The 19,597-nt window shown below is 70.4% G+C and carries 1 protein-coding gene (cut by both window edges); it reads left to right on the forward strand.

This entire window lies inside a single protein-coding gene on the forward strand: locus tag G361_RS0139735, encoding a non-ribosomal peptide synthase/polyketide synthase. The 44,151-nt coding sequence extends 13,668 nt beyond the window's left edge and 10,886 nt beyond its right edge, so the window shows coding positions 13,669-33,265 (codon 4,557, complete, through codon 11,089, partial); the first complete codon in view begins at position 1. The start codon and the stop codon both lie outside this window.

Genomic DNA, 19,597 nt, shown 5'->3' on the forward strand with positions numbered 1-19,597 from the left:
GTCGAGGATCCGGGGTCGCTGGTATCGCGGCAGCTGGGGTACTGGGTGGATCGGCTGGCGGATGTGCCGGAGCAGATCGAGTTGCCGGTGGATCGGCCGCGGCCGGAGGTGGCGTCGAATGCCGGTGGCGTGTACGGGTTCTCGGTGGACGCGGGCCTGCATGCGCGGCTGGTGGAGTTGGCGCGTGCGCGTGGTGTGACCGTGTTCATGGTGATGCACGCGGTGCTGGCGGTGTGGGCGGCGCGGTTGTCCGGCGGCCGGGATGTCGCGGTGGGGACGCCGATCGCCGGGCGTGGGGATCAGGCGCTCGACGATCTGGTGGGGATGTTCGTGAACACGCTGGTGTTGCGGACCGAGGTGTCGCCGGAGGCGTCGTTCGCGGGCCTGCTGGAGCAGGTGCGGGCGGTGGATGTGGCGGCGTTCGCGCATGCGGAGGTGCCGTTCGAGCAGCTGGTGGACGTGGTGTCGCCGGTGCGGTCGCAGGCGCGGCATCCGTTGTTCCAGGTGGCGTTGACGTTCGAGGCGACCGGTGCCGGTGAGGCGGCGCGGGTGATGCTGCCGGGGCTGGATGTCGCGGTGGTGGACGTACCGGTGTCCACGGCGAAGTTCGATGTGCAGTTGACCGTGGGTGAGGCGGTCGGTGGCGGGCTGGCGTTGTCGTGGAACTACGCGACGGACCTGTTCGATCCGGAGACGATCACCGCGTTCTCGGAGCGGTTGCTGCGGATCCTGCGGACGGTCGCCGACGATCCGACGGTGATCATCGGCGACATCGACCTGCTCGACGAAGCCGAACATCACAACGTCACCGAGCGGTGGGTGTCCGCCGGAAAGGACGGCGGCGCAGGCGTTTTCGCGGACCGCGACCGGACCCTGTCCACGCTGTTCGACGCCGCGGTGGCCACCCACGGCGACCGGATCGCGGTGCGCTACACCGACGACCGGCTGACCTACGCCTCCCTGGACCAGCGCGCGAATCAGCTGGCGCGCCACCTGATCACGCTCGGCGCGAGCCCGGACTCCCTGGTCGCGGTGGTACTGCCGCGTTCGGCGGATCTGGTGGTGGCACTGTTGGCGGTGATCAAGTCCGGTGCCGGGTATGTGCCGATCGATCCGTCGTATCCGGCGGATCGGATCGAGTTCGTGCTCGGGGATGCGCGGCCGGTGGCGGTGATCACCGACCGCAGTGTGAATGTGGTTCTGCCGGTGGGGTTGCCGGTGGTGGGGATGGACGAGTTCGGGATGGATGTCCCGGATGTCGTCGATGCGGGGGAGGGTCCGGTCACCGACGCGGATCGCCTGTCGCCGTTGACTGCTGATCATGTGGCGTATGTGATCTATACGTCGGGGTCGACCGGCCGCCCGAAGGGGGTCGCGGTCACCCACGCGAATGTGGTGCGGTTGTTCGCCAACACCGATCGGATGTTCGGGTTCGGGCCCGAGGACGTGTGGACGTTGTTCCACTCCTACGCCTTCGACTTCTCCGTCTGGGAACTGTGGGGCCCGTTGTTGTACGGCGGGACGCTGGTGGTGGTCGACTACTACACCTCCCGCTCCCCGGAACAGTTCCTGGAACTGCTGCGCACGCACCGGGTCACCGTGTTGAACCAGACCCCGTCGGCGTTCTATCAGTTGGCTGCCGCGGACGCGGCCCATCCGGCGGGACCGCCGTTGGCGTTGCGGTATGTGGTGTTCGGTGGTGAGGCGCTGGAGTTGCGGCGCCTGGCGGACTGGGTGTCGCGGCACGGTGACGGGTCCCGGGGTGCGGGGCCGCGGCTGGTGAACATGTACGGGATCACCGAGACCACCGTCCATGTCTCGCATCGGGTGCTGGACGCGGACACGATCGCGGCGGCGACGGGTTCGGTGGTGGGGCGGGCGATCCCGGGCCTGCGCGTGTATGTCCTCGACGACCGCCTGCATCCGGTGCCGGTCGGGGTCGCCGGGGAGATCTATGTCGCCGGTCCGCAGTTGGCGCGGGGGTATGTGGGACGAGCGGATCTGACCGCGGCCCGGTTCGTGGCGAACCCGCTGGGCGGGCCGGGTGAACGGCTGTACCGCGCAGGGGATGTCGCGCGCTGGAACCGCCACGGCGACCTGGAATACCTCGGCCGCGCCGATGATCAGGTCAAGGTGCGCGGGTTCCGCATCGAGCTCGGCGAGATCGAAGCCGCGATCACCGCACAACCCGGTGTCACCCACGCCGCGGTCATCGTCCGCGAGGACACACCCGGCGACCAACGCATCATCGCCTACCTCGTCGGCGCGGTCGATGTCGATGCCGTGCGGGACGGGGCCGGGGAGCGCCTGCCCGCTTACATGGTGCCGTCCGCGTTCGTGGTGCTCGACGCGATCCCGTTGACCGTCAACGGAAAACTCGACCGCCGCGCGCTGCCCGCGCCGGCGGCCCGGACCCGGGCGTTCCGCGCGCCGGAAACCCCGGTGCAGGACGCCGTGGCCGCGGTGTTCGCGGATGTCCTCGGCCTGCCGCGGGTGGGTCTGGACGACGACTTCTTCGCCCTGGGCGGCAACTCGCTGATCGCCACCCGGGTCGCCTCGCGGATCGGCGCCGCCCTCGGCATCTCCGTCGGGGTGCGCGCCCTGTTCGAGGCCGCGACGGTGGAAACCCTTGCCGCGCGGCTGGAATCGCACACCGGTGACGACCGGGACCGGCGCCCCGCGCTCGTCGCCCGCCGCCGCCCGGCGGGACAGCTGGTGCCGCTGTCGTTCGCGCAGCAGCGCATGTGGTTCCTCAACCAGTACGACAAGGCCTCCGCCGCTTACAATCTGCCGCTGGCGATCCGGCTGTCCGGCGAACTCGACACCGCCGCACTGGAATTGGCGATCGTCGATGTGCTGCGCCGGCACGAGTCGCTGCGCACCCGCTATCCGGAGCACGGCGGCGTGCCGATGCAGCAGGTGCTGCCCGCCGAACAGGTCACCCTCGATCTGCGCGGATATCCGGTCGCCGATACCGAACTGCTCACCGCCGTCACCGAATTCGTATCCACCGGATTCGACGTCGCCGAGCGGGTCCCGTTGCGGGCGCGGCTGTTCCGCGTCGACATGGGCGTACAGGCCACCGTCGCGGGCGCCGAACACGTACTGGTGGTGGTGGTCCACCACATCGCGGCCGACGGCTTCTCCATGGGCCCGCTGGCCCGGGACGTGATGGCCGCGTACACCGCGCGCACCCAGGGCAGTGTGCCCGGCTGGGCGCCGCCGGCGGTGCAGTACGCCGACTTCGCGGTCTGGCAGCGCGAGGTGCTCGGCTCCGAGGACGACGCGCAGTCGCTGCTGGCCCGGCAGGTCGGGTACTGGCAGCAGGCGCTCGCGGGCATCCCCGACGAACTGACCCTCCCGGCCGACCGGCCGCGGCCGGCGGTCGCCTCGCACCGGGGCGCCACCCTGCACCGCACGCTGTCGCCGAATCTGATCACCGCGCTGGAAGATGTTGCGCGCAAACAGGGTTCGTCGCTGTTCATGGTGATGCACGCGGCGGTCACGGTGCTGCTGGGCCGGTTGTCCGGCGGCGACGACATCGCGATCGGCACCCCGGTGGCCGGCCGCGGCGAACAGGCCCTCGACGACCTGGTCGGCATGTTCGTCAACACCCTCGTGCTGCGCACCGCGCTGGATCCGGCCGAACCGTTCACCGGCCTGCTGGACCGGGTCCGGCACACCGATCTCGAGGCGTTCGGCAATGCCGACGTGCCGTTCGAGCGGCTGGTGGAACTGCTGGCGCCGGAACGGTCCCAGGCCCGCAATCCGCTGTTCCAGGTGATGCTGGCCTTCCAGAATCTGGACCGCACCACCCTGGAGCTGCCGGGTCTGACGGTGTCGCCGCTGGATCTGGAAGAGAACATCGCCCGCTTCGACCTGCAGTTCACGCTGTCGGAGATGCCGACCGTGGTCGCGACCGAGGTGTCCGGCACCGACGGTACGGGCCGGTCCGACGACACCCGCCACGCCGGTATGGCGCTGGCGCTGACCTACGCCACCGATCTGTTCGACGAGAGTTCCGTCGCGGAACTGGTGCAGCGCTGGGTACGAGTGCTGGAAACCATCGCCGCCGATTCGGAGACCCTGGTCGGCGCGATCGATATCCTGGACGCGGCCGAGCGCGCGGATCTGGTGGCGCGCACCGGACTTCCCGCCGAACCGGTTCGCACCCTGCCGGAACTGCTGGCCGCCGCGGTCGCGGCGAATCCGGACGGTCCGGCGGTGGTCTTCACCCCGCTCGACGGTTCGCCACGGCGCAGCCTGTCCTACACCGAACTCGACGAACGCTCGAACCGGTTGGCGCGCTTGCTGATCGAGCGCGGCATCGGCGCCGAGGATCTGGTCGCGGTCGCCGTGCCGCGCTCGGACGAGTCGTATCTCGCCGAATGGGCGGTGTCCAAGGCCGGTGCGGCGTTCGTGCCGATCGACCCGACCTATCCGGCGGACCGGATCGCGCACATGGTCACCGATTCCGGATCCCCGGTGGGCCTGACGGTTTCGTCGGTGCGCGCCGAACTGCCGGAGTCGGTCGACTGGCTGGTGCTGGACGAACAGCCGCTCGACGGTTACCCGGCCGCCGCGGTGACCGAGGCCGATCGGGTGCGGCCGCTGCGGGCGGAACATCCGGCCTACGTCATCTACACCTCCGGATCCACCGGCCTGCCCAAGGGTGTCGTCGTCACACACGCCGGCCTGGCCAACTTCACCGCCGAGCAGAACGTCCGCTACGACGTCGGCACCGATACCCGCGCACTGCATTTCGCGTCGCCGAGCTTCGACGCCTCGATGCTGGAATTCCTGCTCGCGATCGGCCGCGGCGGCACGCTGGTGGTGGTGCCGCCCGGCATCTACGGCGGCGAGGAGCTCACCGAACTGATCCGCCGGGAGGGCGCGACCCACACCTTCCTCACCCCGTCGGTGCTGGCCTCGCTGGATCCGGCGGCCCTCACCGAGATGCACGCCGTCGTCGCCGGCGGTGAGGCCGTACCGGCCGATCTGGTGGCGAAATGGGGTGCGGCGCCGGACGGTTCGAGCGGTGCCGGCGGTGGCCGCCGCTTCTACAACGGTTACGGTCCCACCGAGACCACCATCATGACCAATATCAGCGAGCCGCTGACGGCGGGCGATCCGGTCGCCATCGGCGGTCCGATCCGCGGCATGCAGTCGCTGATCCTGGACGCGCGGTTGCGGCCGGTGCCGGTGGGTGTCGCGGGTGAGCTGTATCTGTCGGGCATCCAGCTGGCGCGCGGTTATCACGCGCGGCCGGGCCTGAGCGCGGAACGGTTCGTGGCCAATCCCTACGCCGGTGGCGAGCGGATGTACCGCACCGGCGACGTGGTGCGCTGGACCCAGCACGGCGAGGTCGAATACGTCGGCCGCTCCGACTTCCAGGTCAAGGTCCGCGGTTTCCGCATCGAACTCGGCGAGATCGACGCGGCGCTGGCCTCGCACGGGACGGTCGACTTCGCGGTCACCGTCGGCCACGAGAACGCGGCGGGCGTCACCTCGCTGGTGTCGTATGTGGTTGCCGCGCACGGTGTCCCGATCGACACCGCGGTGCTGACCGAACACGTCGAACAGCGGCTGCCGGGCTACATGGTGCCGTCGTCGATCATGGTGATCGACCGGATCCCGCTGACCCCGGTCGGCAAGCTGGACCGGAAGGCGTTGCCGGAGCCGGTCTTCGCCGCCGAGGTGTCGTTCCGGGCGCCGCGGTCGACGGTGGAGCAGACCATCGCCGAGGTGTTCGCCGAGGTGCTCGGCGTGGACCGGGTCGGTATCGACGATTCGTTCTTCGCCCTGGGCGGCGATTCGATCGTGTCCATCCAGCTGGTGTCGCGGGCGAAGGCGCGCGGCGTGGTGTTCTCGCCGCGCGACGTGTTCGAGCAGCGGACTGTCGCGGGCCTGGCCGGCGTCGCCGACGCCGCCGGTGGCGCGGACCGGCCCGCGGTCCTCGCGGAGCTGCCCGGCGGTGGTGTCGGCGCGATGCCGCTGACCCCGGTGGTGCGGTTCATGGTCGAGCGGCCGGGCTCGCTGCGCCGCTTCAATCAGTCACTGGCACTGGAACTTCCGGTGGGGATCGACCGCGCCGGGATCGTGGCCACGGTGGCGGCCGTCGTCGACCGGCACGACATGCTGCGGGCACGGTTGCGCCGGCACGCCGGCGCGGAGTGGATCGTGGAGACGGCGGCGCCGGGCGCCGTCGAGGTCGACGCGCTGATCGACCATGTGGTGTTCGACGCGAGCGTCGACGACGCGCGCCTGACCGAGATCGCCACGGCGGCATTGGATGCCGCGGTGGGCCGGTTGGATCCCGAAGCGGGCGTGGTGATCCGGTTCGCCTGGTTGCAGCCGTCCGCCGGTGGCCCGGACGGCGCGGGCGACCGCGCGGGCCGCCTGCTGGTGGCCGCGCACCACCTGGTCGTCGACGGTGTGTCGTGGCGAATCCTGGTGCCGGACTTCGTGGCCGCGTGGGGACAGATCGCGGCCGGTCGGCCGGCGGTGCTGCCACCGGTCGCGACCAGCATGCGCACCTGGGCGCACGCCCTGCAGCGTGCGGCCGTGGACCGCGCGGGCGAACTGGACCGCTGGCGTGAGGTGGTCGACGGACCGGATCCGCTGCTGACCACCCGGGCCTTCGATCCGGCCGTGGATGTGACCGGAACCATCGCGAAGCATCGCGTCGAGGTCTCCGCGGAGGTCACGCGGGCGTTGCTGACCACGGTGCCCGGACTGTTCCACGGCGGCGTCAACGACGGCCTGCTCACCGCGCTGGCCCTGGCCGTCGCGAAGTGGCGGGACCAGGGCGGCGCGCGCGGCGCCGGAGCCGTTGTGGCCGGGGACGATTCGGTGCTGATCCGGTTGGAGGGGCACGGTCGCGAGGAGGAGGCGGTGCCGGGCGCGGATTTGTCGCGCACGGTGGGCTGGTTCACCTCGATCTTCCCGGTGCGGTTCGACCTGGCCGGTATCGACGTCGATGCGGCGCTGGCCGGTGGGCCGGCGATGGGCCGCGCGATCAAGGCCGTGAAGGAACAGCTGCTGGCGGTGCCGGGCAAGGGCCTCGGCTACGGCATGCTGCGTTACCTGAATCCCGAGACCGCCGACCGGCTTCCGGTGCGGTCGCCGGGCCAGATCAGCTTCAACTATCTCGGCCGGATCTCGGATTCCGCTGTCCCGGAAGCCCTCCGGGGCTTCGGCTGGGTGCCCGCTCCCGAACTCGGAGAGCTGGGCGCCGGTTACGACGCGGATATGCCGGCGATGGCGCCGATCGATGTGAACGCGATCGTGGCGGGGGATCGGTTGTCGGCGCAGATCGGTTATCCGGCAACGTTGTTGGATGCGGCGGCGGTGGCGGAGTTCGGTGGGTTGTGGGTGCGGGCGCTGGAGGCGGTGGCGCGGCATGCGCAGTCGCCGGAGGCGGGTGGGTTCACGCCGTCGGATTTCCCGTTGGTGCGGTTGCGGCAGGCCGATATCGAGGTGGTGACGCGGCGGTTCCCGGCGGTGGCCGAGGTGTGGTCGTTGTCGGCGTTGCAGGCGGGGTTGTTGTTCCATGCGCAGCTGGCGGCGTCGTCGGTGGATGTGTATACCGCGCAGGTGGTGCTGACGTTGTCGGGCCGGGTGGATCCGGGCCGGTTGCGTAATGCGGCGCAGGCGTTGCTGGATCGGTACGACAGCCTGCGCACCGCCTTCGTCACCGACGGTGACGGCACCCCGATCCAGGTCGTCGTCGACGGCCTCGATGTGCCGTGGGCCGAGTACGACCGGTCGGCGACCGGTCGCGCGGAGGACCTGGTCATCGCGGATCGGCAGCAGCGCTTCGACGTGGCGGCGCCGCCGTTGATGCGGTTCACGTTGATCCGGACCGGTACCCGGGAATGGCAGTTGGTGGTGTCGAATCACCACATCCTGCTCGACGGCTGGTCGATGCCGTTGCTGATGCGGGATCTGCTGATGCTGTACGCCACCGGTGGTGACACCACCGCGTTGCCGAGTGTGCGGTCCTATCGCGGATTCCTGGAATGGCTTGCCCGCCAGGATCATTCGGCGTCGTTGACGGTGTGGCGGCAGGCGCTGGCGGGAGTGTCGGAGCCGACGCTGCTGACCCGCCCGCAGTCCGGCCGGGAGATCACCAGTCTGGCCGGGGAGCATTTCTTCGAGCTCGGCGAGGCCGCGACCGCGCGATTGGTCGCGGTGGCCGCCGAGCTGGGTGTCACCGTGAACACGGTGGTGCAGACCGCGTGGGGTGTGCTGCTGGGCCGGTTGACCGGTCGTGACGACGTGCTGTTCGGTACCACGGTGTCCGGCCGGCCCGCGGGGCTGTCCGGGGTGGAATCCATGGTCGGCCTGTTCATCAACACCGTTCCGGTCCGGGTCGCCTTCGATCCGGCGGAGTCCGTGCGGTCGCTCCTGACGAGAGTGCAGGGGCAGCAGGCGGATCTGCTGGACCACCACTACGTGGGCCTGGCCGATATCCAGGCCGTGGCCGGGATCGGCGGGCTGTTCGACAGTCTCGTGGTGTTCGAGTCGTATCCGGTGGACGCCGAGGGCATTCAGCGCCAGGCCGCCGATATCGACGGTATGGCCGTCACCGGGCTGCACGCCGCCGACGCCACGCACTACCCGCTGACCCTGATCGCACAACTGGATTCGCGGCTGCGGATCCGGGCGGGCTATCTGCGCGACCTGTTCGACGAGCCGACCGTCACCACCCTCGCCGAACGGCTGATCCGGGTGCTGAGCGCGGTCGTCGCGGAACCCGGTGTCGCCGTGGGCGATATCGATCCGCTCGACGCCGCCGAACGCCGCACGATCCTGGCCGACTGGAACGACACCGATTTCGACGTCGCGACCGTACTGGCGGGCCGTCCGGCCACGCTGGCCGCGTTGTTCGCCGATCGGGCCGCGCGTACTCCGGACGGGACCGCGGTCACGTTCGAGGGGACGAGTCTGTCCTACGCCCAGTTCTCGGCGCGGGTGAACAAGCTGGCGCGCTGGCTGATCGAACGTGGTGTGGGCCCGGAGTCGTTCGTGGCGCTGGGTATGCGGCGGTCGATCGATCTGGTGGTCGGCATGTACGCGGTGACCGTCGCCGGTGCCGCGTATGTGCCGCTGGATCCGGATCATCCGGCCGAGCGCACCGAATACATCCTCGCCACCGCGGATCCCGTCTGCGTGCTGACCGCGGGGACCGATCTCGACGTCGACACCGCGCAGGTGCGCATCGATCTGCTGGAACTGTCCGGTTATTCGATCGCGCCCGTGACCGACGCGGACCGGCGGCATCCGCTGCGCCCGGCCGACACCGCCTACGTGATCTTCACCTCGGGTTCGACGGGCCGGCCGAAGGGTGTGGCGGTGCCGCATGCGGCGATCGTCAACCGCCTGGTGTGGATGCAGGCCGAGTACGGCCTGACCGCGGACGATGTGGTGTTGCAGAAGACCCCCGCGACGTTCGACGTGTCGGTGTGGGAGTTCTTCTGGCCCTTGCAGATCGGCGCACGCCTGGTCGTCGCGAAACCCGACGGGCACCGCGATCCCGAGTACCTGATGCAGGTGATCACGGCCGAGGGTGTGACGGTCACGCACTTCGTGCCGTCGATGCTGGCGGTATTCGTTGCGGCGCTGGCCGAGTCGGCCGGCCTTGCGGTGGCCACCGGGAACGACGGGCTGTGCCGGTCGTTGCGTCTGGTGTTCGCCTCCGGTGAAGCGCTGGGTGCCAAGCCCGCTCAGGCGATCACCCGGTTGACCGGGGCCCGGGTCCACAACCTGTACGGCCCCACCGAAGCCGCCGTCGACGTCACCCACCACGCGCTGACCGACCTCGATCTCGACACCGTCGCCATCGGCCGCCCCGTCCACAACACCCGCGTCTACGTCCTCGACAACCGGCTGCGGCCGGTCCCCGCCGGGGTCCCCGGCGAGCTGTACCTCGCCGGTATCCAGCTCGCCCACGGCTACGTCGCCCGCCCCGACCTCACCGCCGACCGCTTCGTCGCCGACCCCCACCAGCCCACCGCCCGCATGTACCGCACCGGCGACCTCGTCACCTGGACCGGCACCGGCGAACTGGAATACCTGGGCCGCACCGACTTCCAGGTCAAACTCCGCGGCCTGCGCATCGAACTCGGCGAAATCGAAACCGCCCTCACCGGACTCGACGAGATCGCCCAAGCGGTCGTGATCGTCCACACCGACCCCTACACCGGCGACCAGCTCGTCGCCTACCTCACCCCCACCGGCGGGCACCACATCGACGTCGACGACATCCGCGAGGAACTGGCCCGCCGTATCCCCGGCTACATGGTGCCCGCCACCTTCATGGTCCTGGACACGCTGCCGCTCAACGCCTCCGGCAAACTCGACCGCAAGGCCCTGCCCGCACCCACGGTCGAAGCGGCGGTGTTCCGGGCCCCCACCACCCCGGTACAGGAGATCGTCGCGACCGTGTTCGCCGAGGTCCTCGGCGCCGACCGGGTCGGACTCGACGACGACTTCTTCGCCCTCGGCGGCAACTCCCTGATCGCCACCCAGGTCGCCGCCCGCCTGTCCACCGCACTGCACACCCGCGTCGGCGTCCGCGACCTGTTCGACGCACCCACCGTCACCGCCCTCGCCGCCCGCACCGAAACCCGCACCGACACGAGCAACCACGCACCGCTCGAGCCGCAGCAGCGCCCCGACCGGGTGCCGTTGTCGCTGGCCCAGCAGCGCATGTGGTTCCTCAACCGGTTCGATCCGGAGTCGGCGGTCGACAACATCCCTGCGGCCGTACGGCTTTCGGGCCTGCTGGACCGGCAGGCGTTGCAGATCGCGGTGGCGGACGTCCTGGCCCGCCACGAATCGCTGCGGACCCACTATCCGGAATCCGACGGTGCGCCGTATCAGCAGATCGTGCCGACCGGACGGGTCATCCCCGATCTGACCCCGATCGAGGTCACCGAGGCCGAACTGCCGCAACGGCTCTCGGAGCTGGTGCTGACCGCCTTCGACGTGACGACCGAGGTGCCGTTCCGGGCCCGGCTGTTCGAGATCAGCCCCACCGAGCACATCCTCGGCCTGGTGGTGCATCACATCTCGGCGGACGGTTTCTCGATGGGCCCGCTGACCCGGGACGTGATGGCCGCCTACGGCGCCCGCGTCGACGGCGGCGAACCCGCCTGGCAGCCACTGCCGGTCCAGTACGCCGACTACGCGCTGTGGCAGCGCGAGGTCCTCGGCAACGAGGCCGACCCGGAATCGGTCATCGCACAACAGATCTCGTTCTGGCGCGACACCCTGCGCGGCCTGCCGGAACAGCTGGACCTGCCGGCCGACCGGCCGCGTCCGGCGGTCGCCTCCGGCCGCGGCGCGACCCACACCTTCCGCATCGACGCCGACGTGCACGCGCGGCTGGCCGAACTGGCCCGCGCGCGCGGCGCGACGCTGTTCATGGCGACCCATGCCGCGCTGGCGCTGCTGATGTCGCGGCTGTCGGGGGAGACCGACATCGCGATCGGTACCCCGGTGGCGGGTCGTGGCGAGCGCGCGCTCGACGACCTGATCGGCATGTTCGTCAACACCCTGGTGCTGCGCACCGAGGTGGACGGTGGCGTTGGCTTCGGTGACCTGCTGGAGTCGGTGCGGGCGGCCGACCTCGCGGCGTTCGGGCACTCCGACCTGCCGTTCGAGCGGCTGGTGGAGATCCTGAACCCGGCGCGGTCGCAGGCGCGGCATCCGTTGTTCCAGGTGATGCTGTCGTTCCAGAACACCGGGCAGAACTCGCTGGAGTTGCCGGGCCTGACGGTCAGCGGGGTCGACCTGCCGATCGATACGGCGAAATTCGACCTGCAGCTGGTGCTGACGGAACAGGCGCAGGTCGCGTCCGCGAGCGGTAACGGCACGCCGGCGCCGGGCGGCATGGTCGCCGAATTCATCTACGCCACCGACCTTTTCGACGCCGAGACGATCACACGGTTCGCTCGCCGGTTCCAGCGGCTGCTGAAGGCCATCGTGTCCACCCCGGACCGGCCGATCGGCGACTTCCCGCTGCTGGACGCCACCGAGGCGTTGCAGGAACTGCGGGTGTGGAACGACACCCGGCACGAGATCGGTTCGGCCGCAACGCTGATCGACCTGTTCACCGCACAGGTGCGGGCCACCCCGGATGCCGTGGCGATCGTGGACCGCGAGGCCGGGCAGACCCTGACCTACGCCGAGTTCGCGGGCCGGGTGCACCGGCTGGCGCGTCGCCTGGTCGAGGCCGGGGTGCGGCCGGAAAGCCTGGTCGCGCTGGGCATGCGGCGATCGGTGGATCTGGTCGTCGCCGCCTACGCCGTGCACGCGGCCGGCGGTGGTTATGTGCCACTGGATCTCGATCAGCCCGCCGAGCGCATCGGATATGTGCTGGCCACCGCGCGACCGGTCTGCGTACTGACCACCGCGCGGGACGATTTCGCGACCGAGGCGCCGACGCTGAACGTCGACGAACTCGACCTGACGGCCTACTCGGACGCCCCGCTGACCGACGCGGAACGGCACGGCACGCTGCGGCCGTCGCATCCGGCGTACGTCATCTTCACCTCCGGTTCCACCGGCCGGCCCAAGGGCGTGGCGGTGCCGCACTCGGCCGTCGTCAACCAGATCCGCTGGATCACGGGCGAATACGGCATCGACGAGCGGGATGTGGTGCTGTTCAAGACCCCCGCCACCTTCGACGTGTCGGTGTGGGAGCTGTTCGGCCCCTTGGCGGTCGGCGGCCGGATGGTCGTGGCGAGTCCCGACGGGCATCGCGATCCGCAGTACCTGGCCGAGGTGATCGCCGCCGAGCAGGTGACGATGACCTCGTTCGTCCCGTCGATGCTCACCGTATTCGCCGGGGCGGTCGGCGAGACGGCATCCGATGCGCGGCTCCCCGCGGGTGCCGGACGGGCGTCGATCTCGTCGCTGCGCGCGCTGCTGATCGCCGGTGAGGCGTTCACCGGCGAGACGGTGGCCGCGTTCCGCCGCATCGGCGACGCGGCGCTGTACAACCTGTACGGCCCCACCGAATTCACCGTGCACGCCACCCACGCGCCTGTCGCACCCGAGGTCCGCGGCGCGGTGCCGATCGGCCTGCCGGTGTGGAATGCCCAGGCGTACGTGCTGGATTCGCGGCTGCACCCGGTGCCGCCGGGGGTCGCGGGCGAACTGTATCTCGCGGGCGACCAGGTGGCGCGCGGCTACGTCGGCCGGGCCGACCTGACCGCGGATCGGTTCGTGGCCAATCCGATCGGGGAGATCGGCTCCCGCATGTACCGCACCGGTGACCTGGTGCGCCGGTCCGCGGGTGGCGCCATCGTCTACCTGGGCCGGACCGACTTCCAGGTGAAGCTGCGCGGTCTGCGGATCGAGCTCGGCGAGATCGAATCCGCGCTCACCGCGGACGATTCGGTGGCGCAGGCGGTCGCGGTGGTGCGCTCCGACGAGCACACCGGCGACCGGCTGGTCGGCTATGTGGTCGGCGACGAGGTGGACGTGGACGCGCTGCGAGCGCGGCTGACGGACCGGCTGCCCTCCTATATGGTGCCTGCCGCGATCGTGGTGCTGGATGCGCTGCCGCTCAACGCGAACGGCAAGCTGGACCGCCGGGCGCTGCCCGATCCGCCGTTCCTGTCGCAGGAATTCCGTGCTCCCACCACGCCGATCGAGGAGCTGGTGGCCTCGGTCTTCGCCGAGGTGCTGGGCCTGGCGGCGGCACGGGCCGATACCGCCGCGCTGCGGCCGGTCGGTCTCGACGACGACTTCTTCGATCTGGGTGGCAATTCGCTGATCGCGACCCAGGTGACCGCGCGGCTCGGCGCCGCGCTGGACACCCGCATCCCGGTCCGGTTGCTGTTCGAGGCGCCGGCGGTGGGTCTGCTGGCCGCCCGGCTGGAGAGTCACGCGGGGGCCGGCGGCCGCCGCGCGCTGGTGGCCGGCCCACGGCCGGAACGGATTCCGCTGTCGCTGGCGCAGCAGCGGATGTGGTTCCTCAACCGGTTCGATACCGGGAGCGGAGCGACCGCGACCAGCACAGCGAGCGCGGCCTACAACCTCCCGCTGGCGGTGCGGTTGCGCGGCGACCTCGACGTGGACGCGCTGCGGCAGGCCGTCGCGGATGTCGTCGATCGGCACGAGGTGCTGCGCACGGTGTATCCGGAGACCGCCGACGGCCAAGGCGTTCAGGTGATCCTGCCTGTGGGCTCCGAATACCCTGTGTTGCAACCGATTCCGATCACCGAGGCGCAGTTGCCGGATCGGATCGGCGAACTGGTGCTGGGTGGTTTCGACGTCACCGCCGAGGTGCCGGTGCGGGCGGGCCTGTTCCGGATCGACGGACCGGTGCCGGACCATGTGCTGGTCGTGGTGGTGCACCACATCTCCGGTGACGGCTGGTCGATGCGACCGCTGGCCCGGGACGTGATGATCGCCTACGCGGCGCGCTCGCACGGTGCGGCGCCGGGCTGGGCGCCGCTGCCGGTGCAGTACGCGGATTACGCGCTGTGGCAACGGGAGACGCTGGGTTCCGAGGACGACGCGCAGTCGCTGATCGCCGGGCAGGTCGGCTACTGGTCCCGGTCGCTGGCCGGACTGCCCGATCAGCTGGATCTGCCATCGGACCGGCCGCGTCCGGCCGTCGCCTCGAATCGTGGTGGCGTACACGAGTTCTCGGTCGACGCCGAGGTGGTACGGGCCGCGCACGCGGTGGCCCGCGAACACGGCGCGAGCCTGTTCATGGTGGTGCACGCGGCCTTTGCGGCCCTGCTGGCCCGGCTGACCGGCGCCGACGACATCGCCGTCGGCACCGCCGTCGCCGGTCGCGGTGAGGCCGTCCTCGACGACGCCATCGGCATGTTCGTCAACACGCTGGTGCTGCGGACCGCGGTACCGGCGGGCGACACCTTCGCGGCCGTGCTGGCCCGGACGAAGGATGGCGACCTGGCCGCGTTCGGGCAGGCGGATCTGCCGTTCGAGCGGCTGGTGGAGATCCTGAACCCGGCGCGGTCGCAGGCGCGGCATCCGTTGTTCCAGGTGATGCTGTCGTTCCAGAACACCGGCGCGGCCTCGTTCGAACTGCCGGGCCTCGAGGTGGCCGCGGTGCCGCTGGACGTGGTCACCGCGAAGTTCGATCTGCACCTGAACCTGACCGAGCGCTTCGCTCCCGACGGGGCAGTGCTGGGTATGGACGCCGAATTCGCCTATGCCACCGATATGTTCGACGCGCGCACGGTCGCGGGTTTCGCGCAGCGGCTGCTGCGGGTGCTGGCGGCGGTGGCCGCCGATCCGGCCGTCGTGGTCGGCGATATCGACTTGCTCGACGCCGACGAGCGCCGATTGGTGCTCGGCAACTGGAACGCGACCGCCTACGACGTCGAGCGGCTGGTACTCGGCAAGGCGGCCGGTACCCGGGCGCTGACGCTGCCGTCGATGTTCGCCGCGCAGGTGGCCCGCACCCCGGACGCGATCGCGCTGACGTTCGAGGGGACGAGTCTGTCCTACGCCGAATTCGCCGGACGGGTGAATCGGCTGGCGCGGCACCTGATCTCGCTCGGTGTCGGCCCGGATGTGCCGGTGGCGCTGGGTATGCGGCGCTCGATCGAGCTGGTGCTCGGCATGTACGCGGTGAGCGTGGCCGGTGGTGTGTACGTGCCGCTGGATCCGGATCATCCGGCCGAGCGGACCCAGTACGTGCTGGAGACCGCCGCCCCGCTCTGCGTGCTGACGACCGCCGCCGACGCGGACACCGTCCCGGCCGGTGCGTTGCGCATCGACGAACTCGACCTGTCCGGATATTCGGACGCGCCGGTGTCGGACGCGGATCGGCTTGCCCCGCTACGTGATTCGAACGCCGCGTACACGATCTTCACCTCCGGTTCGACCGGCCGTCCCAAGGGCGTGGTCATCGGCCACCGGGCGATCGTCAACCGCCTGGTGTGGATGCAGGACCAGTACGACCTCGACGAGACCGATACCGTCCTGCAGAAGACGCCGGCCACGTTCGACGTCTCGGTGTGGGAGTTCTTCTGGCCCTTGCAGGTCGGCGCGCGCCTGGTGGTCGCCAAGCCCGACGGGCACCGGGATCCGGCGTACCTGCTCCAGGTCATCGCCGCCGAGCGGGTCACCACGGCGCATTTCGTGCCGTCCATGCTGTCGGTGTTCGTCGCCGCCCTGGACGCCGCCGGAGACGCTGCCGCGCAGGCTCTCTCGCTGTTCCGGGTGTTCGCCTCCGGCGAGGCGCTGCCCGCCACCACGGCCCGGCGCCTGGTCGAACTGACCGGCGCCGGCCTGCACAACCTGTACGGTCCGACCGAGGCCGCCGTCGACGTCACCTATCACGAGGTGACCGACGCCGACACCGCGTCGGTGCCGATCGGCCGCCCGGTGTTCAACACCCGTGTCTACGTGCTGGATTCGCGGTTGCGGCCGGTGCCGCCGGGTGTCGCGGGCGAACTGTATCTCGCGGGCGTGCAGCTGGCGCGCGGCTACGTGTCGCGCCCGGACCTGACCGCGGACCGGTTCGTGGCCGATCCGCACGGCACCGGTGAGCGGATGTACCGCACCGGCGACCTGGTGAAGTGGACCCCCGGTGGCGAGATCGAATACCTGGGCCGCACCGACTTCCAGGTGAAGCTGCGCGGCCTGCGGATCGAGCTCGGCGAGATCGAATCCGCGCTCACCGCCCTCGAATCCGTCGCGCAGGCGGTCGTGGTTGTCCGGTCCGACGACCGGCTCGGCGACCAACTGGTCGGCTACCTGGTGCCGGCGAGCCCGATCGACCCGGATCGGGTGCGCGCCGAACTGACCGACGCGCTGCCCGCCTATATGGTGCCGTCGGCGTTCGTGGTGCTGGATGCCTTCCCGCTCAACGCCTCCGGCAAGCTCGACCGCCGCGCGCTGCCCGCGCCGGTGTTCGAGGCGAAGGTCTTCCGCGCGCCGTCCACGCCGATCGAGGAGATCGTCGCCGGAACCTTCGGTGACGTCCTGGGTGTCGCGCGCGTCGGCGTGGACGACGACTTCTTCGAACTGGGCGGCAACTCGCTGATCGCCACCCAGGTGACCGCCCGCCTCGGCGCGGCCCTCGATGTGCAGCTCGCCGTGCGCGATCTGTTCGAGGCGTCGTCGGTGGCGGCGCTGGCCGCGCGACTGGAATCCGGCGTCGGCACCGGCCGGCACCGGCCACCGCTGGTGGCAGGCGAACGACCGCAACAGGTTCCGCTGTCACCGGCCCAGCAGCGGTACTGGTTCCTCAACCAGTTCGACACCACCACCTCCGCGGTGGACAACATCCCGCTGGCGGTGCGGCTGTCCGGCGCACTGGACGTGGCCGCGCTGGAACGCGCCATCGGCGACGTGATCTCGCGGCACGAGGTGTTGCGGACGGTCTATCCGCGCTCCGCGGACGGTCCGCACCAGGTGATCCTGTCCGCCGCCGAGGTCGCGCCCGCGCTGGCGCCGGTCGAGGTCGGCGAGGCCGAATTGCTGGACCGGATCATCGGATTCGCGCTCACCACCTTCGATGTCACCGTCGAGGTACCGCTCGCGGTGGCGCTGTTCCGGGTGCTGGACACCGCGGACGACGCCGACCAGCACGTGCTGGCCTTCACTGTCCACCACGTGTCCGCGGACGGATCCTCGATGGGACCGCTGGCCCGGGACGTGATGGCCGCCTACGCGGCCCGCGTACAGGGCGAGGCGCCGCAGTGGCAGCCGCTGCCGTTGCAGTACGCGGACTACGCGCTGTGGCAGCGCGCGGTACTGGGTATCGAGGACGATCCGGAATCGGTTGCCGCCCACCAGGTCGCCTACTGGAAGGCGGCCCTCGGCGGCCTGCCCGATCAGCTGGAGCTGCCGACGGACCGGCCGCGGCCCCCGGCACAGTCGTTCCAGGGCAAGGCGATTCGCTTCGAGATCGATCCGCGGCGGCACGCCGACCTGCACGCGCTGGCCCGCGCCAACAACGCGTCGCTGTTCATGGTGGTGCACGCGGCGCTGGCCGTGCTGCTGGCCCGGCTGTCCGGGACCGGCGACATCGCCGTCGGCACCCCGATCGCCGGTCGTGGTGAGCGCGAACTCGACGATCTGATCGGCATGTTCGTCAACACCCTGGTGTTCCGCACCGCCGTGGACGGCAACGCCACCTTCGCCGATCTGCTGGCCGAGGTGCGCGAGCGCGACCTCGAGGCGTTCGCCAACGCGGACGTGCCGTTCGAGCGCCTGGTGGAGGTGCTCAATCCGGTGCGGTCGACCGCGCGCAATCCGCTGTTCCAGGTCGGCCTGTCGTTCCAGAACCTCGCCGAGACCGCGTTCCAGCTGCCCGGCCTGGCGGTGAGCGCGGTGAACTTCGACTCCCAGCTGGCCAAGACGGATCTGCACGTCACGCTGTACGACCGGTACGCCGACAACGGCGCACCGGCCGAGATCGTCACCGAATTCGGTTACGCCGTCGACCTGTTCGACGAGGCGACGGTGCAGGGCTTCGCGGATCGGTTCGTCCGGGTGCTGGACGCGGTGGTCGCGGACGCGGGTGTGCGGGTCGGTGACATCGAACTGCTCGACGCGGACGAGAACACCCGGATCCTGCGGTCCTGGAATGCGACCGGGCATCCGCTGCCGACGGCCGACGCGACGCTGGCGGCATTGCTGGACGCGACGGTCGCGGCGCATCCGGACGCGGTCGCGGTGGTCGCCGACGAATCCGGTTCCGGTGCGCCGCAGGAGATCCTGACCTATGCCGAGCTGGACGCGCGGGTGAACCGGCTGGCCCGGTACCTGCTCGACCTCGGCGTCGGGCTCGAGGACCGGGTGGCGCTGGCGATGCCGCGCTCGGTGGACCTGATCGTGGCCATGTACGCGGTCACGAAGACGGGTGCGGCGTATGTGCCGATCGACCCGTCCCAGCCCGCCGACCGGGTCGAGTACATCCTGCGTACCGCCGCCCCGGCCTGCGTCCTCAGCACGTCGACGGCCGAGGCCGTGGTGAACCGCGCCATCCGGGTCGACGAGCTGAACCTGTCCCGCTACGACGACGCGCCGATCGAGCCGGACGAACTGTTCGATCCGTTCGGCCCCGGCAACACCGCGTACGTGATCTTCACGTCCGGTTCGACGGGCCGGCCGAAGGGTGTGGCGGTGCCGCACGCGGCGGTCGTCAACCAGTTGCTGTGGAAGACCGCGGAATTCGGTCTCGGCGTCGCGGACGCGGTGCTGCTGAAGACCGCGGCGAGCTTCGACCTGTCGGTGTGGGAGTTCTGGACCGCCGCGGCGTCCGGCGGCCGGGTGGTCGTCGCCGCCGCGGACGGCCATCGGGATCCGGCATATCTGAACCGGCTGCTGCGATCCGCGGAAGTCACGACGTTGCATGTGGTTCCGTCGATGCTGGATGCGTTGTTGACGGAATCGAATGGCGCGCTGGGTGTTTCGTTGCGTCGGGTGTTGGCGATCGGTGAGGCGTTGCCGGCGGCGACGGCGCAGCGGTTCCGGCGGGGTAATTCCGCGGAGTTGTTCAATCTGTACGGTCCGACCGAGGCGGCGGTGTCGATCACCAGTCATCGGGTGACCGATGCGGATGTGGTGTCGGTGTCCATCGGTGCGCCGGAAT

This window comes from Nocardia sp. BMG111209, assembly GCF_000381925.1.
Lineage (GTDB): Bacteria > Actinomycetota > Actinomycetes > Mycobacteriales > Mycobacteriaceae > Nocardia.